The sequence below is a fragment of the Hyphococcus formosus genome (genome assembly GCF_046736345.1).
Lineage (GTDB): Bacteria > Pseudomonadota > Alphaproteobacteria > Caulobacterales > Parvularculaceae > Hyphococcus > Hyphococcus formosus.
This window is the reverse complement of sequence record NZ_CP157210.1, coordinates 2,203,071-2,223,059: the sequence shown is the minus strand read 5'-3', so window position 1 is coordinate 2,223,059 and position 19,989 is coordinate 2,203,071. Positions and strand designations below refer to the sequence as shown.

Annotated in this window: 15 protein-coding genes and 3 tRNA genes; 12 read left to right on the top strand and 6 right to left on the bottom strand. The window is 52.3% G+C overall.

Going from position 1 to position 19,989, the window contains the following annotated elements:
• Nucleotides 1–41 precede the first annotated feature (41 nt).
• Both ABFZ83_RS10180 and ABFZ83_RS10175 read right to left on the bottom strand, forming a co-directional pair.
• Nucleotides 42–117 (bottom strand) — tRNA-Ala (locus ABFZ83_RS10180).
• Between the two features lie 123 nt (nt 118–240).
• A complete protein-coding gene (locus ABFZ83_RS10175) occupies nt 241–675 on the bottom strand; it encodes a TIGR02300 family protein (protein ID WP_411816441.1) in 435 nt (144 codons plus the stop codon).
• 118 nt (nt 676–793) lie between these two features.
• Here ABFZ83_RS10175 and aroA point away from each other — a divergent pair, with 118 nt between their 5' ends.
• The 4 genes from aroA (at nt 794) to rpsA (ending at nt 5,974) form a co-directional block, all read left to right on the top strand.
• Nucleotides 794–2,149, top strand: a complete 1,356-nt coding sequence (gene aroA / locus ABFZ83_RS10170) for a 3-phosphoshikimate 1-carboxyvinyltransferase (RefSeq protein ID WP_411816440.1) — start codon at nt 794–796, stop codon at nt 2,147–2,149.
• 31 nt (nt 2,150–2,180) lie between these two features.
• Nucleotides 2,181–3,338, top strand: a complete 1,158-nt coding sequence (locus ABFZ83_RS10165; protein WP_411816439.1) for an aspartyl/asparaginyl beta-hydroxylase domain-containing protein — start codon at nt 2,181–2,183, stop codon at nt 3,336–3,338.
• A gap of 86 nt (nt 3,339–3,424) precedes the next feature.
• Nucleotides 3,425–4,069: a (d)CMP kinase gene (gene cmk / locus ABFZ83_RS10160; protein ID WP_411818823.1), complete on the top strand. Its 645-nt coding sequence runs from the start codon at nt 3,425–3,427 to the stop codon at nt 4,067–4,069.
• Between the two features lie 195 nt (nt 4,070–4,264).
• Complete coding sequence (gene rpsA, locus ABFZ83_RS10155) at nt 4,265–5,974, top strand: 30S ribosomal protein S1 (RefSeq protein ID WP_411816438.1); 1,710 nt, start codon at nt 4,265–4,267, stop codon at nt 5,972–5,974.
• A gap of 58 nt (nt 5,975–6,032) precedes the next feature.
• Here the strand turns inward: rpsA and ABFZ83_RS10150 are convergent, their stop codons facing one another.
• Both ABFZ83_RS10150 and ABFZ83_RS10145 read right to left on the bottom strand, forming a co-directional pair.
• Complete coding sequence (locus ABFZ83_RS10150; RefSeq protein WP_411816437.1) at nt 6,033–7,154, bottom strand: M48 family metallopeptidase; 1,122 nt, start codon at nt 7,152–7,154, stop codon at nt 6,033–6,035.
• Between the two features lie 12 nt (nt 7,155–7,166).
• Nucleotides 7,167–8,297 carry a YjgN family protein gene (locus tag ABFZ83_RS10145; RefSeq protein WP_411816436.1) on the bottom strand — a complete coding sequence of 377 codons (1,131 nt, stop codon included), beginning with the start codon at nt 8,295–8,297 and terminating at the stop codon, nt 7,167–7,169.
• A gap of 210 nt (nt 8,298–8,507) precedes the next feature.
• On the opposite strand from ABFZ83_RS10145, the gene mutM reads away from it, so the two are divergent.
• The 6 genes from mutM (at nt 8,508) to gyrB (ending at nt 16,981) form a co-directional block, all read left to right on the top strand.
• Nucleotides 8,508–9,380, top strand: a complete 873-nt coding sequence (gene mutM, locus ABFZ83_RS10140) for a bifunctional DNA-formamidopyrimidine glycosylase/DNA-(apurinic or apyrimidinic site) lyase (RefSeq protein ID WP_411816435.1) — start codon at nt 8,508–8,510, stop codon at nt 9,378–9,380.
• A gap of 125 nt (nt 9,381–9,505) precedes the next feature.
• Nucleotides 9,506–9,772 (top strand): 30S ribosomal protein S20, encoded by a 267-nt coding sequence (gene rpsT / locus ABFZ83_RS10135; RefSeq protein WP_411816434.1) that lies wholly within the window; start codon nt 9,506–9,508, stop codon nt 9,770–9,772.
• Between the two features lie 635 nt (nt 9,773–10,407).
• Entirely contained in the window at nt 10,408–11,874 is a 1,467-nt protein-coding gene (locus ABFZ83_RS10130) for a DnaA ATPase domain-containing protein (RefSeq protein WP_411816433.1), read from the top strand.
• A gap of 329 nt (nt 11,875–12,203) precedes the next feature.
• On the top strand, nt 12,204–13,322 hold the full coding sequence (gene dnaN / locus ABFZ83_RS10125; protein WP_411816432.1) for a DNA polymerase III subunit beta: 1,119 nt from the start codon (nt 12,204–12,206) through the stop codon (nt 13,320–13,322).
• Nucleotides 13,323–13,325: 3 nt separating this feature from the next.
• Nucleotides 13,326–14,552 carry a DNA replication/repair protein RecF gene (recF, locus tag ABFZ83_RS10120; RefSeq protein WP_411816431.1) on the top strand — a complete coding sequence of 409 codons (1,227 nt, stop codon included), beginning with the start codon at nt 13,326–13,328 and terminating at the stop codon, nt 14,550–14,552.
• Between the two features lie 17 nt (nt 14,553–14,569).
• Nucleotides 14,570–16,981, top strand: coding sequence for a DNA topoisomerase (ATP-hydrolyzing) subunit B (gene gyrB / locus ABFZ83_RS10115; protein WP_411816430.1), 2,412 nt, complete (start codon nt 14,570–14,572; stop codon nt 16,979–16,981).
• Between the two features lie 7 nt (nt 16,982–16,988).
• Here the strand turns inward: gyrB and ABFZ83_RS10110 are convergent, their stop codons facing one another.
• A complete protein-coding gene (locus ABFZ83_RS10110; protein WP_411816429.1) occupies nt 16,989–17,963 on the bottom strand; it encodes a TraB/GumN family protein in 975 nt (324 codons plus the stop codon).
• Between the two features lie 219 nt (nt 17,964–18,182).
• On the opposite strand from ABFZ83_RS10110, the gene ABFZ83_RS10105 reads away from it, so the two are divergent.
• A tRNA-Arg gene (locus ABFZ83_RS10105) sits at nt 18,183–18,259 on the top strand.
• Between the two features lie 186 nt (nt 18,260–18,445).
• Nucleotides 18,446–19,837, top strand: a complete 1,392-nt coding sequence (locus ABFZ83_RS10100) for a class I SAM-dependent methyltransferase (RefSeq protein ID WP_411816428.1) — start codon at nt 18,446–18,448, stop codon at nt 19,835–19,837.
• Between the two features lie 69 nt (nt 19,838–19,906).
• Here ABFZ83_RS10100 and ABFZ83_RS10095 read toward each other — a convergent pair.
• Nucleotides 19,907–19,981 (bottom strand) — tRNA-Val (locus ABFZ83_RS10095).
• Nucleotides 19,982–19,989: the final 8 nt, after the last annotated feature.

The following is a 19,989-nucleotide window of genomic DNA, read 5'->3' as shown; positions in this document are numbered from 1 at the left end:
GTGATAACTGACACCAGACCTGCTGTTCGATATGGGAAAAATGGTGGAGCTAGTCGGAATCGAACCGACGACCTCTTGCATGCCATGCAAGCGCTCTCCCAACTGAGCTATAGCCCCATTTGCGCCTTAGCGCGGGTAGTATTGATCATCCTGTTTCAGATGATAGCCACCCATATTTGGGATATGGGTGGCGGAACCTAGCGACGCAACAGGCTGCGCGCAAGACCAAAAATTGGCCGATTACTGGTCGTCGTCATCGCCACCAGTTTTGACGATGGTCGAAACATCATCGTCATCGTCGTCATCCAGAAGACCGTCATTAGACTCTTCGTCATCGTCATCCAGATCAACGTCGATATCAGCAATGCTGGCGAGATCGTCATCATCCTCGTCGTCGTCCTCGTCATCATCGAGGCTAGGACGGCGATTGGATTTCGCGGCGCGCTTTTCTTTTTCTGCGTTTTCGAGCGTGGTTTCCTTATCGCTCGTCTTCTCTTCTGTTTCCGGTGTCGCGTCTTCTTCTTCCTCTTTGCGCGTGCGGCGAGGTTTCAATAGCGCTTCCGGTACAAATTCGTGATCGCATTTCGGGCAGTGAGCCGGCTCTTTATTGAGGTCATAAAAACGCGCGCCGCATTCTGGGCAGTCGCGTTTTACGCCAAGTTCAGGTTTCGTCATGGTCATTCGCCGTTCATTGGGGGAAAGTTGTCTTGAAAGAAGCCCTGTTGCCACGACGAGGCGCGACTGTCAAAAGGATTGCGCTTTATTCATCCTTGAATCCGGAGAAAACAACGCGATGTCCGCGTCTACGAGTAAGTCTAGTGATACTGTAACCCGTCGCCCGATTGCGACCAAAGGTGGCTCTTTATCGGGCACCGTAACCGCACCGGGCGATAAGTCGATTTCCCATCGGTCCTTAATCCTTTCCGCGCTCGCCAAGGGCGAAAGCGCGATTACCGGCCTTTTAGAGGCGGATGACGTGTTGCGGACGGCGGCGTCGATGCGGGCGCTTGGTGCCTCCGTCGAGCGGGACGGACCGGGAAAATGGCGGGTGATTGGCGAGCAATGGCAATCGCCGGAAAAATCACTGTACTTCGGCAATTCCGGTACCGGTGTCCGATTGGTTATGGGGGCCGTAGCGGGTGCCGGCATTCGCGCGTCATTCGATGGCGATATTTCGCTTCGCGGTCGTCCGATGGGTCGCGTCCTTGAGCCATTGCGCATGATGGGCGTTGAGGCCGATGACCGCGAGGGCCGACTGCCGGTCACGATCAAGGAAAATGGAAACGGATTGCGCGCCGTTGAGGTTAAACTCGCCTCTGCCTCTGCGCAGGTGAAATCAGCGATCCTGCTTGCGGCGCTTGGAGCGAGCGGAACCGTGCGTGTTCATGAGCCGGTTCTGTGCCGCGATCACACCGAGCGTATGTTGTCCGCATTTGGCGTCGAGCTATCGACGGCTTCTGATGGCAAAGATGGCCGCTTCATTACAATGGATGGTGGCCAGTCGCTTAAGCCTTGTGACGTAAATGTTCCCGGCGACCCATCCTCCGCGGCCTTTGCTATCGCGGCGGCATTGATCGTCCCGCATTCTGATGTCGTGGTAAAAGGGGTATTGCTCAACCCGCTGCGCACCGGGCTTTATCAGACCCTGCGCGAGATGGGTGCAGACATCACCTTCGAAAACCAGCGGGTCGAGAATGGTGAGGATGTCGCCGATATTCGCGCCCGCCATTCGGTCCTGCGCGGTATTGAGGTTCCTGCCGCCCGAGCGCCGTCGATGATCGACGAATATCCAATTCTTTCAGTGGTGGCCGCATTCGCTCATGGTGAAACCATGATGACCGGTCTTGAAGAATTGCGCGTGAAGGAAAGTGATCGCATTGCCTCGGTTGAGGCCGGTCTCGTTGCTTGCGGCGCAGATGCAGTCAGCGGCCCGGATTGGCTAAAGGTGAGTGGCGCAGGCGGCACGCCCGGGATGATTGGTGGTGCGTTGATCAAAACCAATCATGACCACCGCATTGCCATGAGCTTCTTGGTCGCTGGCCTCGCGAGTGAGCAGCCGATTGAAATTGATGATGCATCAATGATCGCAACAAGCTTCCCTGATTTTATCGATCAGATAAATTCTATCGGCGGAAATATAAAACAATAAGACTGCCGCACGGCACCAAAAGGAGACGGAAATGTCGCAGACGAGGGATTTGAACGAAATCGGCCGCGAGGGCATGGCGGCACTGCGTAACGGCGATCCTAAAACCGCCCGCGAAAAGTTCGAGTCTATTATCGCTGCGGGTGATCGCGATGCGGATACCTGGCTTGCGGTGGCGCTCGCGCGGCATGGCATGAATGACTATGTGGCCGCGCAGCAAGCCCTTGATGAAGTCTTGCGGCAAAGCCCGAAAAACATTCGGGCTTTATTGCTAAAGGGTGATTGTTTCATGGCGCAGGGCGATCGCCGGGCCGCGGCGTCGTTTTACAATGCGGTCGTAAAGCTGGTGCCGGATCCGGATGTGTTTCCGCCCGAAATCGCCAAGGAAATTTATCGTGCTCGTGCCGCAATCGAAGTGCACCAGAGCAATATGATGAAACATATTGAAGAGTCCCTGGAGAAAGATGGGGTTCCTCTATCGGCATCAAGCGCGCGATTTGCAGAGTCCATCGATTTCCTGACGGAAAAAACGCGCCGATATGTGGAAACGCCGCGTGCTTATTACTTTCCGGATATGCCGCCGAAAGAGTTTTATCCGCGAGAGTCTTTTGACTGGATGGATGGTCTTGAAGCTGCGACCGGTGACATCGCGAATGAATTAAAAGCCGTGATGGATCAGCCCTCATTATTCGCGCCATATATTCACCAAGAGGGCAATCGTCCAATCCGGCATGACCACAATATGCTCAACAGCAACGACTGGAGCGCGATGTTTTTGTGGCGTGATGGTGTATTGAACGAGGCCGTCGCGAAAAGTTTCCCGAAAACCCTTGAAGCGCTTTCCACGGTGCCGATGGAAGAAGTACCGGGCCGCGCGCCGATGGTCTTGTTCTCAAGGCTCGCGCCGGGGGCGCATATTGAACCGCATTCCGGTTTTTTGAATTCTCGATTGATTTGCCATTTGCCGATTATCGTTCCTGATGATTGTTGGCTGCGGGTCGGCAATGATGCGCGCCAATGGGAGCGCGGCAAAGGCTGGGTGTTCAATGACACGATCGAACATGAGGCCTGGAATGGCAGCGATGAACCACGGGTGGTTCTGATATTCTCGGTTTGGCGCCCAGAATTGACCGCTGATGAGCGTAAATATGTCGCTAGCCTGTTACAATCGGTAGACAGCTTCGCCGGTTAATTGCATTGAGCCGTCATTTGGTGGCTTGCGCCACTGTGTTGCGTGGTCCAGTTTGTGGGCCCATGGAAAAGGCCATGGATCGACCCATCGTTATTGCCCTAGACGGGCCAGCTGCTTCCGGTAAGGGGACGTTAGCGCGTCTGATTTCGACGCATTACGGATTTGCTCATCTTGATACCGGTACGCTTTATCGCGGCGTCGCGTGGATCGTCCTGTCGGAGAATGCGGATCCTGCCGAAGTGAAGGTCGCCGCCGACGCGGCACGTAATTTCGAAATCGAAAAACTGGCCAACGCAGATATTCGCACAAAAGAGGTCGGCGCGGCGGCGAGCGTTGTTGCGGCCAATCCTGAAGTGCGGGCGGCACTGCTCGATTTTCAGCGCCGATTTGCGAAATCGCCACCAAATAATACCGCAGGTGCGGTTTTGGATGGTCGGGACATCGGGACTGTGGTTTGCCCGGATGCTACGGTGAAATTCTTTGTCACTGCGAGCCCGGAAACGAGAGCCCACCGGCGCTGGCTGGAGCTGGTTGACGGCCGACCAGAGCTCGAAGAGGCTGAGATATATAAAGATTTGCTGGAGCGGGATGCCCGCGATGCCGCACGCGACGATGCGCCTATGGCCGCCGCCGCCGATGCGGAGTTGCTAGATACGACTCATTTGTCTATAGACGCGGCCTTCGCGGCAGCGCGTCGCGTGATTGACGGTATTGTCCGCCATTGCGGCTGAAACGCAGAGTTTCAGCCAAAAACCGGTTTTTCGGGATGGGGAGAATGTGTGTTTGTAGCCGTCTGGCAAGACAATGCGCTGCTTAACTTAAACTCGGCTCAATCGTCCGACAGGTAAATCCTGCGGAAAGACCGCCGGATCAACCGGCTGGCCCCGAAAAACGGCGTAAGCTGAACCATTGGAGAACTGACACTCGTGTCCTCAACTGAAACCTTAAACCCAACCCGCGATGATTTCGCGGAAATGCTCGAAGCCTCCCTTGTTGACCGCAGAGATTTTGAAGAAACGGTCGTAACAGGCATCGTAACCGCCATCGAAAAAGACGTTGCTGTCGTTGATGTCGGTCTAAAGACCGAAGGCCGCGTGGCCCTCAAAGAATTCTCACAACCAGGCAAACCGGCTGAGCTCAAAGTCGGCGACTCTGTCGAAGTTTTTGTCGAGCGCGTTGAAAATGCGCAAGGCGAAGCTGTCATCAGTCGCGAAAAAGCTCGCCGTGAGGAAGCTTGGGATCGTCTCGAAAAAGTTTACGAGAAAAACGAACGCGTTGACGGCGAAATCTTCAATCGCGTCAAAGGCGGCTTCACGGTTGACCTCGGTGGCGCAGTTGCGTTCTTGCCAGGTAGCCAGGTCGATATTCGCCCTGTTCGTGATGCTGGCCCGCTGATGAACATTCCTCAGCCGTTCCGCATTTTGAAAATGGACAAACGCCGCGGCAATATCGTTGTTTCACGTCGTGCAATCCTTGAAGAAGATCGCGCAGAACAGCGTCAGGAAGTCGTTAAAGAACTGAACGAGGGTGATGAGCGCGAAGGTATTGTGAAGAACATCACGGAATATGGTGCGTTCGTAGAACTCGCACCGGGCGTTGATGGTCTTCTTCATGTAACCGACATGTCTTGGAGCCGCGTGAACCACCCATCTGAGGTGCTCAACGTCAACGATACGATTCGGGTGAAGATCATCAAGATCAATCCAGACACCCACCGTATCTCGCTCGGCATCAAACAGCTTTCACCAGATCCATGGGAAGGCGTTGCTGCGAAATACCCAATCGGTGCCAAGTTCAATGGTAAAGTCACCAACATCACTGATTACGGTGCATTCGTTGAGCTAGAAGACGGTATCGAAGGCCTTGTCCACGTTTCTGAGATGAGCTGGGTCAAGAAAAACGTCCATCCGGGCAAGATTGTTTCGACCTCGCAGGAAGTCGAAGTCATGGTGCTTGAGGTCGACGAAACCAAACGTCGTATTTCGCTTGGTCTGAAGCAATGTGCAGACAATCCTTGGGAACGCTTTGCAGAAGATCACCCAGTTGGTTCGATGATCGAAGGCGAAATCAAGAACATCACTGAGTTCGGCCTGTTTGTTGGTTTGAACGAAGAGATGGACGGCATGGTCCACCTTTCTGATCTTGATTGGAACCGTTCCGGGGAAGAAGCGATCAAAGACTATCAAAAAGGTCAGGTCATTCAGGCCAAAGTTCTTGATGTCGATCCAGACAAAGAGCGTATTTCGCTCGGCGTTAAGCAGGTCGGATCTGATCCGCTTGAAACAATCGGCGATATCAGCCGCGGTAGCGATGTAACGTGTACCGTTACGGCAATCGAAAGCGGTGGTATCGAAGTTCAGGTTGGCGGCGCGGAAGGACCTAAAGCCTTCATCCGTAAATCTGACCTGTCGAAAGATCGTGGCGAACAGCGCCCTGAGCGCTTCGCAGTAGGCGACAAAGTCGATGCCCGCGTTACGGCAATCGATTCAAAGACACGCCGCATCAATGTTTCGATCAAAGCACGCGAAATGGCGGAAGAAAAAGAAGCGGTACAACAGTACGGTTCTGCAGATTCCGGCGCGTCGCTTGGCGACATCCTTGGCGCAGCGATGAAAGAAAACGAGAAAAAAGACTAAGTCACACTGGTGAGTCTTTTTTAGAAATGAAAACCCCCGGCCTTTGCCGGGGGTTTTTTTATTCGGAATTGTCCGGCGCTTCTTCATCCGCAACATTGCAAGTTGAGGCAACTAATCGCCATTGTTCGGGTGTCAGGGGTGGTTTACCGCCTTCTTTTTTAAACTTGCGTGCAGCCTGAATCCGTATTTTCGTTTCGGGATGTGTGCGAAGCCAACTCGCAAACTTCTTTTCTGATTTTTTTGAACGAGCCTTTTCAGGCAAGGCGGCAATGATCGCTTCGAATGCACGCGAAAGTGCACTTGGGTCGAGATTTACAGCGGTTAAAATCTCGATTGCTGTTTCGTCTGCCGCAGCTTCTTGTTTGCGGTTGTGACGTAATTGATTTAGCTGGCCCCCAAGCAACACCAATTGCTGGGCTGCGCCCGAACCGCCAGTGATAATTTCAAGTGTAATTCCAAGCCCGGCATTTCGATAAACCGCCTGCATGCCATCTCGTGCGCGAACATGGCCAAGTTCATGGGCCATCACAGCGAGAAAAGCCTCTTGGTCGTCACCGACTGCGTCCAAAAGCCCTGAAGTTGCCATCACCTGCCCACCCGGAAGGGCAAAAGCATTTGGCGCGCTTGACCGGACGAACCGAAACTCGATGGGAAAACCAACCTCGCCTTTCTCGGCCATCTCATCGAGGACGGGCTGTAGAACTTCCAGAGCTTCGCTTGTTCCGCACGGTTTATAAAGGATTGAAATCTGTGCAGCGAGGTTAGATCCGATCTGGGTCTCCAGATCTTTTGGGGTTGCCCGTGCTAGTGGCCCTGATGCTGCCGGAACGCCGATGAAAAGCGCTGCAGTAACAATCCCGGCTCCGATAACCAGTCCGGAAATCAGTGCCGTGATGCGACGTCTTTCGCGTCGCCCATCAAATATTTCTGGCGCTGCTGCTTCAAGAGCTACAGATGCAGATTTCGGCAAAACAAGTATCGCGTCGGGGTGGTGCCGATTTGATAGGCGCGTTTCATTTTCGGACCGCGCCGCAATTTTCGTATGTTTATATTCCCATCGCAAATCTTGCGTTGCCGATTGAATAGCAAAGTAATCATTATGGACGATGATTTCGACGGGATGCGCGTTTCCGCTTTGCCCATCGAAATATCGACCATTCAGCGTTGATTGCTCTTTCATGATTGAGCTGTTCTAGAAGTTAGAAACAATATCGAGCCCATCGGCGAGGCCTTCACCCTGTTTTGGTGCTTCTTCGGTCGTTTGTTGAATTTTGGCAAAATCGATCGTGCCAGCCAGTTCCATCCTATTGGCTATGCGTTTCCAGACTCGCATCTGCGAGGCCATAAACCCAAACCCTAACGTGAAAATAACCAGCAATGTATTGGTGATTGCGAGTTCAATAATGTCAAAAGTTTTCATTCGGGAAGAAAAATTTGCACCGGAAACCTTTAGGCTTTTGACGATCCGGCGGATCATGACTGCTTCATGCCAACTAACGAAAATACCGATCAAAATCGTCAGCGGGATCAGTGAGAGATAGAGCTTGGCGATCCACTCTAGGTCCGGCGCGGTCGTTGTTTCGGCCAGGTTACCGCCGTTGGAGGTGAAAAACCATGCCACCCAAAGGCCGTAGGCAACGAAGGTTCCAACCCACGCAAACGCAAAGCTTTTATAGACCGGTTCGGCTTTAGCTTCGTCGGTGTCGGTAAACGAAAATGGCTCACTACCAAAATAGGCATTATCCCATAATTTGCGCGAAAGTTTGATGCGGGCTGCCGGGCCGTACCAACCTAACGTGATAATTGTCAGAATAAGGTATCCAAACGTCGCGACCCCATAACCGAGTGCTGATCCTGTTTGGGCAAAGCGAATGCCGCGGAAACGGGTACGTGAAAGGTGATATCGTCGCGCGAGAAAGATAGCGACGCCCAAAATGAAAAAAAGGAACGCGTACATTAAAAGCGGCACGACCGACAAGAAAATGGTATCCGGCCCGATAAAAAACTGAATGGCGAATATCATGCCTATGAAGGGCAACATCAGCGTGAAGATCGCGATGAAAAATCCGATAAAGAGCTCTAGGCCCCGCCCGGTATATTCTAGGGGCTCGTTGCCTATGCGTGTATCCGCCCAGAGGCGACGACGGAAATTGGTACGTCCCCAAAACCGAAATAGGGTAAGGGTGAAAATGTTTAAGACCGAAGTGTAAAAACCGATCCACAACATTGGTCCAACGCTAGATTTATTGCGAATGGTCAGATCTTCGCGCAAAGCGTCTCCGTCGCCCGGTGTGGGCGGCATCTCGTGATCAATATTCGTCATTATTGCCCCTCCGTGAGTAATTGGAGCGTACTGTCCAAAATCGATGGCAGTCAAACGATTAATTGACCTCTAGAAATACTCGGAATTATTGCGGTGCTGGCCGTTCGCCGGCATTTCGATTACTGACGCGTATCTAGGGGTGTATGTGACCGCGCCCTATGGTAACCGGTCGCTCTTACTGACTGCTCATTTTTACTAAATTCGAGTGATATGCCTGAATTACCTGAAGTCGAAACGGTTCGGCGTGGATTGGCCCCGGTCATGGAGGGGGCGGTGATCACTGCGGTTGAGGCGCGGCGGCCTGATCTGCGCTTTCCGTTTCCGAACGATTTTGCCAAGCGCCTAAAAGGGGTTCAGATCGAACGGCTGGAGCGGCGCGGCAAATATCTAATGGGGCATTTGTCCAGCGAAGAATGCCTGATCATGCATCTGGGGATGTCGGGTCGATTCACAATCGACGAATTTCATGAGCGGAAATCCCGCCGAAATCAGCCAACCGGCGCGCTCGCAGAAACGGGAAACCCCAAACACGATCATGTGGTCTTTGAACTCAAAAGCGCTCGGCCGGCACGGGTTGTCTACAATGACCCGCGTCGTTTCGGCTTTATGGATATTGTCCCTGCGGCCGAAATTGATAGCTGCAAACATTTCGCGTTGATGGGGCCTGAGCCGTTGAGCAACTATTTCTCTGCAGCTTCCCTCAATGATGCGCTTTCGGGCCGGAGCAGTCCCATCAAGGCCGCGCTTCTCGATCAGCGGAATGTGGCTGGCCTAGGCAACATATATGTCTGTGAGGCGCTCTATCGTGCTCGTGTGTCTCCGCGCCGAAAGGCTGGCTCTGTGGCCGGGAAAAGGGGCGAGAGGCTGTATGGGGCGATTATAGACGTCCTGAGAGACGCGATAGAGGCGGGCGGATCAACCTTGCGCGATTTTGCTGCGGCCGACGGCGCGCTGGGCTATTTTCAGCACCGTTTTGACGTCTATGACCGTGAAGGCGAACCGTGCCGTAATTGTAAAAGCCCTATCCAGCGGATCGTCCAGAGCGGGCGGTCGACCTTTTTCTGCGGCCAATGTCAGCGCTAAACTGCCTCATCGTCAGAATTAGCAGCAAATAAGGCAAAATCACGTGTTGACGCCCCTACTACGGGTGTCTATATACCGCCGCTCGCGCCGCTAATGGGCGGCTAACAAACCTTGAGTGATGATATATGGCTAACACAACTTCCGCCAAGAAAATGGTCCGCAAAATTGAGCGGCGCACCGCTGTGAACAAATCTCGTCGTTCGCGCGTGAGAACATTTTTGCGCCGGGTGGAAGAAGCGATCTCGTCTGGAGACAAGAGCGCTGCTCAGGAAGCATTGAAAAACGCCCAGCCGGAATTGCACCGCGCTGCGAGCAAAGGCGTGTATCACAAAAAGACGGTTGCGCGGAAACTGTCTCGTCTTTCTTCACGCATCAAAGCACTTGCTGCTTAAACTCATTCGTTTCCAAAATTGAATTCGAAATTGCGCGCTCGCCAGTGGTGGGCGCGTTGTCTTTTATGCGATAAAGTTACGTGCACATTGCGCACATTATGCAGCTGCAAAAAATGCACCTTACCAAGGTGAGTCGGCATCCCTTTGTAACGAGTTGTTTTTGTTGAACAGGTTGTTAATAAACGCGTTCATAGTCGAAACGTCGCTTAAAAAAATCGACACAAAATGCGCAAACAATGCTTGACCATTATCGATTAGATTAACTACACTAGCTTTGTCGATACGACTTATGCGGATTAATTTTCGCACAATCAGTTTCAGTTAGAAAAAGTGTTGTTTGGTTCGCCACCTTTGCCTATAGCTGGGCGGCTGCTGCGTAAGCACGTTATTTTGGCGCTAGATCAATTGGGGATCATCAGGATGAAAAGCGACGTCTTCCTTTCATTAGTGTTTATACATACTATTGTTCTGGAAGCGGACGCGCGCCTAACTTAATCTGCGTCTTTCATTATCGTCGGCGATTTTTGTTTGCCGATTTCAAACGATCAACAACTTGCAGTGTTACGTGTGTTGCGTTGTTTTAATGGCGCGCATGGAGCGGTAGGTTTTGCTAAATTTCGGGCGGTTTCAAAAAAATGGAAAATGAAAAAACAATGGGCGGTCTTGATCAACAACAAGAAGTATTCGAACGTTACCTAACTGCATTGCGTGCCCGCGTTGGCGACGCGAAATACAAATCGTGGTTTGTCGATCTTGGTCTGGCGGACATGGACGATGATTGCGTGACGTTATCGACTGGTTCCGAAGCGAAACGCGTCATGTTGGATGATCGTTTCCATCCTGTAATGGCAGAGATCTGGCGCAAGGAAATTGGCCCGGTTCGCAAATTGAACCTAACCGTAATGAAGAACAATCTTGCTGCGCATGCAGCGCGTGTCGACGCGCAAGAAGAGCAGCGTGTTGCGTCGAATGCAACGAACGCAAATGTTCCATCGAAAAATAAGGCAGAAGAAGAAAAGGCATCAGCGGTTGTTGCTGCGCATGGCGGGAAAAATTCTTCGTCTTTTGATGATCTTGCGACGCCGCTCGATCCACGCCGCACATTCAACGTTTTTGCGGTTGATGGATCTAATCGTATTGCGTGGGCTGCGGCACATGAAGCTCTTGCCGAAGGTCGTGCGAAAGAGCTAATCTATTTTTATGGACCATCGGGCGTTGGTAAAACGCACCTGTTACAATCGATCGCCCACGAATGGTTGCGCAATGGTAACCGTGGATCCGCTGGTTATGTTACCTACAATAATTTGATCAATGCGTGCGTTAATGCGGTTTGGTCAAACTCAACACCAGCGCTGCACAAGGCGTTGTTGAATAATGATTTCATCGCTTTCGATGACATTCATTTTCTGTCGGGCAAAAATCGAACCCAAGAGGAGCTTCTTATCGTGATCGACGCAGCACTTGATAGCGGCAAGCAGGTTGTTATCGCTGGAGAGCTTCCGCCAGCGAAATTGGCTGAGGCCGGTATTAATCAGCGCATCGCTGACCGTCTTGCGGGCGGTATTTGTGCGCCAATCCACCCTGGAGACGAGCCGCTGCGGCTTTCCGTGCTTAAAAAGCGCGTCGAGCAAAGCCCTGCTGCATGCTCCGTTTCTGACGAGGCGCTTGAGTTTATCGCTCGGACATTTACGCAGAGCACCCGTGAAACTATTGGTGCCCTCAACCAGTTATTGTTGATGTATGGCGCTGAAGAAACTGTTGTCGATCTTGAGGAGGCTAAAGCTGTTCTCAAATCGAGACTGGAGGACCGTAGACGCGTGGCTACGATTGATGATGCGATTGCTGCGGGAGCAGAGGCGTTTGGACTCGCTGTTGATGATCTGTTGGGTCGGGCGCAGCCGCAGCGTATTGTGCGCTCGCGTCATGCCGTTGTTTGGTGCGCGCGCGAGGTCTTGAAAGAGTCATTTCCGCGTATCGGAAAGGCGCTGAAACGTGATCACACAACCGTTATGTCGTCTTACCGCCGCGCGCAGGCTTTGATCGAACGTGACAAGGCGTTTCAGGACGGCGTACGCCGTATTCGGGAAGCTTTGGAAGGCTAATTTTCGTCGCCAATATCCGGTCTGAAAATGACCGCAAAAACAACCCATTATTGATCCAGCGCCGATGCTCGAAATAAGCGTCGGCGCTAGCTTTTTGCGGGTCGTTTCGGTTATACTCAAGAACATCATTCCGCCCGGCGATTCGCTGCGCCACCAATTCTGACGGGCCGCCCGAGATTGGGTTTTTAGGGAAGGCTAATTGGCCCTCCGATCAGGTCTTGAAGAAGCGGTTAAACAGCATCCCGGCGGATTTTTTGCTGATGGTTCGGGCTTGGGCATCGCCTTGACGGATTGTTAGTGGGAAACTTCATTTCGAGAGAGCATTCTGCATGAAAGTAACGATTGAACGGTCCGCCCTGTCCAAAGCGTTGGGGCATGTGCAAAGCGTTGTCGAGCGCCGCAACACCATTCCGATTCTGTCGAATGTCTTGTTACAGGCGGACGGCAGTACGCTGACGCTGACTGCGACTGACCTCGATATCGAAATTTCGGAGGCCGCCCCGGCGGATGTGGCAACGAGCGGTGCGACCACCGTCTCTGCATTGACGCTGTTTGAAATCGTCAAGCGGTTACCGGATGGTGCGCAAGTTCGGTTGGACCTTTCCAGCGGTGAGGGGCGTCTGCAGGTTTCTTCCGGGCGATCGCAATTTGCGCTAGCAGTTCTGCCAGAAGATGATTTCCCGAGCCTGACGACGGATGACCTCGAAACGCGGTTCGCGATGCCAACCTCGGATCTACGTCGCCTGTTGCAGAAATCGCGATTTGCTATGTCGCAAGAGGAAACGCGTTATTACCTCAATGGTGTTTATCTGCATGCCTATACTGATGGTGACGCGCCGGCTTTACGGGCGGCAGCGACTGACGGCCATCGATTGGCGCGGATTGATGCGCCTATGCCCGACGGTGCCTCGTCCATGCCCGGCGTCATTGTTCCGCGTAAGGCAATCGCTGAATTGGGGCGTTTGCTCGAAGATGCGGAGGACAATGTTGATATTGCCGTCTCTGAAGCCAAAATCCGGTTCGGATTTGGTGCGGGCTATCTGACATCGAAACTTATTGACGGTTCATTCCCCGATTATGAGCGGGTTATCCCAAAAGGCAATTCGAACATTTTGCGGGTCGAGACCAAAGATTTCGCAAAAGCGGTTGATCGCGTATCGACTGTGTCTGCTGACCGTACTCGTTCCGTCAAGATGGCGCTTGATGCGGACAGATTACGGTTGACCGTCAATAACCCGGAGGCAGGGTCAGCGTTGGAAGAGTTGTCGGTTGATTATGGTGGCGAGCCAATCGAGATCGGATTTAATGCGCGTTACCTGCTTGATGTATCGCAACAGATTGACGGGGAGACGGCGACATTCCGATTGGCCGATCCTTCCTCGCCCACGGTAATCACTGACGAAGAGGATGAGCGCGCATTGTACGTACTCATGCCATTAAGGGTTTAAGTTTTGAGTGAGGCGGTTGTCAGAAAATGGGATGGCGACGCGGTCGAGGACGCGGCTGGTCAACCCATGCCTGATGAGCCCGGTTTGTCGGCTCGCAAGAAGAGCGCGCGGATAAAGCGGCTGACGATTACTGACTTTCGCTCCTATGACCGCGCCGAAATTTCTTTTGATGGTCGCCCGGTTGCTATTTCAGGCGCGAATGGGGCGGGAAAGACAAATATACTAGAGGCGATCTCGCTGATCGGCCCCGGGCGTGGTGTACGTGGTGCAAGACTTGATGAATTACCGCGCATCGGCGGCGCTGGAGGTTGGGCAGTTTCTGCACGCGTTGACGATGGCGAAGATGAGCGCCGTTTTGGTGTCGGTGTCGCGGCGAGCAAACCCACACGCAGAGTATGTCGTCTGGATGATTCTGACGCGACGGGTCCCGGCGCATTCGCGGCGCATTTAAGATTTCTGTGGCTGACGCCTGCACAAGATCGTTTGTTTATGGAAGGGGCCGGCGAACGCCGCCGTTTTCTTGATCGAATGACGCTAGCCCATGACCCTGAGCATGGTCGCCGCGCAACCGCCTATGAACAGGCGATGCGCCAGCGGCAGCGCCTTCTCGAAGAAGGCGGACGAGATGACGGATGGTTGAGTGCCGTTGAGCAACAGATGGCAAGCGCGGGGGCGGAAATCGCTTATGCGCGCCGTGCGATGACAGATCGCTTAAAAGCTGCGGATGTAACAGGTCAGGCATCAGTATTTCCGACGGCGGATATTGCTCTAGAGGGTGAGCTTGAAACGGCTCTTGATGTTTCTGCACTTGCCAGCGTGACCACAGAGTTTGCAGAAAAGCTCCGCGCATGTCGCCGCCGTGATATGGAAGCGGGGCGTGCCCTTTCCGGGCCGCACAAAAGTGATTTAAATGTCGTCCATCGAGAAAAAGGGCGACCCGCGCGCTTATGTTCTACTGGTGAGCAAAAAGCGCTGTTAATTGGCCTCGTCTTGGCAAACGCCCGTGCGCTTGCCCAATGCGAGGAGGGTGCGCCGTTAATTTTATTGCTTGATGAAATTGCGGCTCATCTGGATCCGGATCGTCGAGCTGCGCTGTTCGCAATCCTCGACGAACTTGGTTTTCAGGCATTTATGACGGGGACGGATAAGTCCCTGTTTGAGGCCTGGGGTAATCGCGCGCAACATTTTGATGTTCAAAGCGGTGCGGTTCTTGAAACAACATTGACGTAAAAAAGAAAGATAAACTCATGGCGAATAACGCCGCGCCGCAAGACGAATACGGTGCTGACTCCATTAAGGTGCTAAAAGGTTTGGACGCCGTCCGGAAACGTCCGGGCATGTATATCGGTGATACCGATGACGGTTCGGGCCTTCATCATATGGTTTATGAGGTCGTTGATAATGCGATCGATGAAGCGTTGGCCGGTCATTGCGATACAGTTCAGGTGATTTTGAACGAGAACGGATCGGTTACCGTTACCGATAATGGGCGCGGTATTCCAACGGCAATGCACCCTGAAGAGGGCGTTTCAGCAGCGCAAGTTATCATGACGCAGCTACATGCCGGCGGTAAGTTTGACCAAAACTCCTACAAGGTTTCGGGCGGGCTTCATGGTGTTGGTGTTTCCGTTGTGAACGCGCTGTCTGAAGAGCTTGATCTGCGGATTTTCCGGAACGGAAAAGAGCATTTTATGCGTTTTAAAATGGGCGAGCCGGAATCGGACCTTGAAGTCGTTGGGGATACGACCAAGACCGGGACCGAGGTTACTTTCCTTCCGTCCGATCAGATTTTTACCGGCACTGAATTTGATTTTGATACGCTTGAACACCGTCTTCGCGAATTAGCATTTCTGAATTCGGGCGTTGCAATCAAGCTTGTCGACAAGCGTCATGTCGAAACGCGCGTTGAGGATATGTTTTATGAGGGCGGGCTCGAAGCTTTTGTCCGCTATCTCGATTCCTCAAAGTCTCCGCTATTGAGCGCGCCGCTTTCGTTCAATTCCGAGCGCGACGGCCTTAGCGTTGATGTGGCGCTTTGGTGGAATGATAGTTATCACGAAAAAGTTCTATGCTTTACCAATAATATCCCGCAGCGGGATGGCGGCACACACCTCGCCGGCTTCCGGGGCGCACTTACGCGCGTCATCAATGGTTATGCGCAAAGCTCGGGCATTGCGAAAAAAGAAAAAGTGTCCGTGACTGGGGATGATGCGCGAGAAGGCTTGACCTGCGTTCTTTCCGTCAAAGTACCTGACCCCAAATTTTCGTCGCAGACTAAAGACAAGCTCGTTTCATCCGAGGTGCGACCAGTGGTCGAGGGCGCAGTTTACGAAAAGCTTAGCGAATGGTTCGAGGAGAACCCCGGCGAAGCAAAACGCATCGTTCAAAAAATCGCTGAAGCGGCTGCGGCCCGGGAAGCTGCGCGAAAGGCTCGTGAATTAACACGTCGAAAATCGGCGCTAGATGTTGCGTCCTTGCCCGGAAAACTTGCCGATTGTCAGGAGCGCGATCCCGCAAATGCTGAGCTCTTCATCGTTGAGGGTGACTCTGCGGGCGGTTCAGCGAAACAAGCGCGTAACCGCGAAAATCAGGCAGTTTTGCCTCTGCGCGGTAAAATCCTCAATGTCGAGCGTGCGCGCTTTGACAAGATGCTGAGTAGCCAAGAAATCGGTACAATGATTACTGCGCTTGGCACCGGTATCGGGCGAGACGATTTCGATCCTGATAAGCTGCGTTACCATAAAATCGTTATCATGACTGACGCGGACGTTGATGGTGCGCATATTCGGACATTGCTTTTGACATTTTTCTTTCGTCAAATGCCGGAAATTATTCGTCGGGGGCATTTGTACATCGCGCAGCCGCCACTTTACAAAATTTCCAGGGGTAAGTCCGAGCAATATTTGCTTGATGATCAGGCCTTAGAAGATCATCTTTATGCCGATGGTATTGCTGAAGCCGCGCTTATTCTTGCTGATGGTGAGAGTATTGCGGGACCGGACCTCGCGGACCTGGTCGCGAAAGCGCGCAAAGTTCGGGATTCGATTGACGAATTCCCGCTTCGTTTTTCTCGCGATATTATCGTTCAGGCCGCGTTGGCGCGCGCATTGAAGGAAGCGCCTGATGGGGATGAAGCGAACGAACTCGCCGCAAAAGTATCTGAACGATTAGATATGATTGCGGATGAATTCGAGCGCGGATGGAAGGGTAGGCCCGATGGTGAGGGCGGTTACATTTTCGAACGCGAATTACGCGGCGTTTTGGAGCGCCATGAATTAAACCGCGACATGTTAATATCTGCCGACGCCAAAAGGGTTCAGGCTGGCATGAACGAGCTTGCGGATGCTTTCGATAAACCTGCGCAATGGGTCCGCAAAGATCAAAAAACCCGTGTGACTGGACCGAATAGCCTTTTACGGGCGGTTCGAGCTGCAGGAGAGAAAGGCGTTACTGTCCAGCGATACAAAGGATTGGGTGAAATGAATCCCGATCAACTCTGGGAAACAACGCTGGACGAGAATGCGCGTGTTCTTCTGCAGGTGAAAGTCAAAGCGGCCGACGAGGCCGACGATATTTTCTCACGCCTGATGGGCGACGTTGTCGAGCCGCGAAGAGAGTTTATTCAAGATAATGCGCTTTCCGCCGCTCTTGATGTTTAATTGACGCTTATTGCGGTGTGTTGTCATTGGCGGGTTGGCCGATGACAACACGACTGACGTCAAAGCCACGTTTTTTAAGTAATGCCGGAACGGATTGCTCATCGCCAACAAGATGAGCCGCACCAACGGCGACAAGGCCCGTGCCAGATTCGTTGCGCAACGCCGCTTCTAATTCGTCCGCCCAAGTTATATTTCGGTCCACGATAAGCCGGTCATATACGATCGGTGCCTGCTCGCGCAAAACTTCGTTCATCTCTACGTCGAGAAACTCCGTATCTCCCGAAACCCAAGCTTCATATAAATCGTCAAAGGCCGCCTGTTGTTCGTCCCAATCGCGAATAGTGACGGTGAGCAGCATTTTTTCAGTTTCCGGATCAAGTCCAGTAAAGAGGGATAGTTGCTCCTCAAGCGTTTCAAAGAAACGCACCTCTTTATCGCTTTGCTTCGCGTTTTTCAATAATACACTGTCGACCCCGGAGCCGGGTTCAAATCCCTGATTGATAATAAACTGAACGCTCAACGCCAGAAAGGCATTCCATGGGCGCATCGTATCGACTGCAGCAAATGGTAGTGACAGTTCGCCGACAATTTCGCGCAATTTTTGCGCGTCGTGGTCGTCCAGCAAACTGCTCAATGTCGTGCCCGGTGCATTGAAGCCTTGGGTCATCATGATATTGAGCGTTTTCGATGCGGCATCTGGTGCATCAGCATCGACTTCAAAATAGACTATGTCAGCATTTTCATAAGCTTCCGCGATTTCGTCGGTGCGCCAATGCAGGTTTGGCGGAAGAATATGAAACGTGCCCAAGAGGAAATAATCGGAGTCCGCATCGGAGACCCGCCAGACAGCGGGGGTCGCATAAGTAATTGCCTCTTCCTCAGCCGGTGCCTGTGCCGATGTAAGGGTCGGGATCGAAATTAGGGTAACGACTGCTGCGAGGAGGCAGTTGATCCGGGAAATAACCAATTTTTTTCCTTTCATCGGCATCGAACTCGCCGAAACAATAAATCGATATCGGCAGCAAAATCTACGCTATTTTGGTCGAGGATTAGCGCTGATTGTTTGGGGGGACGCTATCGCAACAAACTGGCGAAAGCAGGGCAAGACTGCGATTTTGACCGGCCTTCACAAATTATGAGGTGAAAATACGACAATGCCTTGCCGCTACGGCCATGTTCGCGTAAACAGCCGTCTCTTGATGGACCCGTAGCTCAGCTGGATAGAGCGCTGCCCTCCGAAGGCAGAGGCCAGAGGTTCGAATCCTCTCGGGTCCGCCATTTTGGCCGCTACGGTGGCACAAGTTTCACCTAAATTTCTGTGTAAATTTGCTGATTGCGCGCCCCTCAGAGAGCCAAGGCGGGATTTGGTCCTAGTAAGGTTAGTTACTAAAACTGATAACAGTGCGTTGATAAAAAATTGTAATCACCAATAAACTATCCGCACACCAGAAAAATGACCCCAATATGACCCGCAAAAACACCCAAGTAATTAATCCCGTGGAAGTGTTCGATCGCGCGGCCTATCAAGCGATCAATGAAGCGCGTTTATCACATCTAGCCAAAATGCTGAACGATATCGGGGTTTCCGGCGAAAATATGTCTGTTCTGGAGCTTGGTGCAGGCGTCGGTGACCATACCGATTTTTGGTTAAATCGTGGTGCCAAGGTGACTGTTACCGATGGGCGCGCAGAGAATTTGGCTATCGTCAAAAGCAGGTTTCCATCCATCAAGGTTTGTCAGCTTGACTTGGATAATGGTTTGGATTCTTCCATGCCCGATCATGATATTGTATACGCATACGGAATATTATATCACCTTCGTGATCCGGCCGCGGCGCTTGCTTATATGGCGGATAAATGTCGGCGATTTCTTTTCCTGGAAACATGCGTAAATACCGTCGGTGATATGAACGTGTTGTCTGTAAACGAGACTGCCGAAGATCCATCTCAGGCCATGCATGGCATTGGTTGCAGGCCATCACGGCGATGGGTTTTTGAAGAGCTTAAAGAGTACTTTCCCTATGTATATCAACCCGCCTACCAACCGGAGCACGAACAGTTTCCATTGGCCTGGGCGGACGTTACTGGAGGAGCAGGGAAGCTAGCGCGCTCCATATTTGTTGCGGCGCGTGAACCAATTGATGCAGGGACGTTCTTCCCGCATTTATTAGAAACGCAAGTGCATGTGCCGCAACGTCATTCCCAAAAAGGTATTGGGATAGATAATTTTTTAAAGAGCGGTCAATTTGGATTGATCATTGATGTTGGAGCGAACAAAGGACAGTTTGCTGCGAATATGCGACGCCTTGGTTATGAGGGACCGATCGTAAGTTTTGAACCGCTCTCGTCAGCTTTTGCAAAGTTGCGATCCAGCGCCGAGATCGACGGCAATATCCGTCCTTTTAATTTTGCGCTCGGCGATAAAGACGCCACAGAAAAGATCTACATATCAGGAAATTCGGCTAGCACGTCCTTTCTGCCTTTAGAAGAAATGACCGTTCACAATGAGCCACTAACGAGCAGGGTCGGTGAGGAGATCGTTGAGGTCAAGCGCTTTGACGACCTCTCCGACGAGGTTTTCTCACAGCGGCAGGACGGTCCGGTTTTGCTGAAGCTGGATACGCAGGGTACTGAGCGTCAGGTGCTAACCGGTGCTTCGGATTCGCTGGATAAAATCGATTTCATATTAAGCGAGTGCTCGTTGGTTTCAGTGTATAAAGGTGAGCCATTGGTTGAGGATCAAATACGCTGGATGAGAGAGAAAGGTTTTGACCCAATTTCGATGGGTCTCGGATGGTCTTCTCCGGAAACTGGCGAAACCTTTCAGATCGACATTTTGTTCAAACGGCGAAAATAAAATTTTCTCGGAAGGTCAAGCGAGAGCAATTCGCGACCGCGCGAATTGCGTCTTTACTTAATCTGGAAGTGGTGGGCGCACGTGGTTTCGAACCACGGACCTCTACCATGTCAAGGTAGCGCTCTACCCCTGAGCTATGCGCCCGATGAGAC

Coding starts and splice junctions, on each gene's coding strand:
- dnaN (WP_411816432.1), top strand. CDS start 12,204: ATGAAAGTAACGATTGAACGGTCCGCCCTGTCCAAAGCGTTGGGGCAT.
- ABFZ83_RS10110 (WP_411816429.1), bottom strand. CDS start 17,963: ATGAAAGGAAAAAAATTGGTTATTTCCCGGATCAACTGCCTCCTCGCA.
- mutM (WP_411816435.1), top strand. CDS start 8,508: ATGCCTGAATTACCTGAAGTCGAAACGGTTCGGCGTGGATTGGCCCCG.
- ABFZ83_RS10175 (WP_411816441.1), bottom strand. CDS start 675: ATGACGAAACCTGAACTTGGCGTAAAACGCGACTGCCCAGAATGCGGC.
- ABFZ83_RS10100 (WP_411816428.1), top strand. CDS start 18,446: ATGACCCGCAAAAACACCCAAGTAATTAATCCCGTGGAAGTGTTCGAT.
- ABFZ83_RS10165 (WP_411816439.1), top strand. CDS start 2,181: ATGTCGCAGACGAGGGATTTGAACGAAATCGGCCGCGAGGGCATGGCG.
- ABFZ83_RS10150 (WP_411816437.1), bottom strand. CDS start 7,154: ATGAAAGAGCAATCAACGCTGAATGGTCGATATTTCGATGGGCAAAGC.
- ABFZ83_RS10145 (WP_411816436.1), bottom strand. CDS start 8,297: ATGACGAATATTGATCACGAGATGCCGCCCACACCGGGCGACGGAGAC.
- aroA (WP_411816440.1), top strand. CDS start 794: ATGTCCGCGTCTACGAGTAAGTCTAGTGATACTGTAACCCGTCGCCCG.
- rpsT (WP_411816434.1), top strand. CDS start 9,506: ATGGCTAACACAACTTCCGCCAAGAAAATGGTCCGCAAAATTGAGCGG.
- gyrB (WP_411816430.1), top strand. CDS start 14,570: ATGGCGAATAACGCCGCGCCGCAAGACGAATACGGTGCTGACTCCATT.
- ABFZ83_RS10130 (WP_411816433.1), top strand. CDS start 10,408: ATGGAAAATGAAAAAACAATGGGCGGTCTTGATCAACAACAAGAAGTA.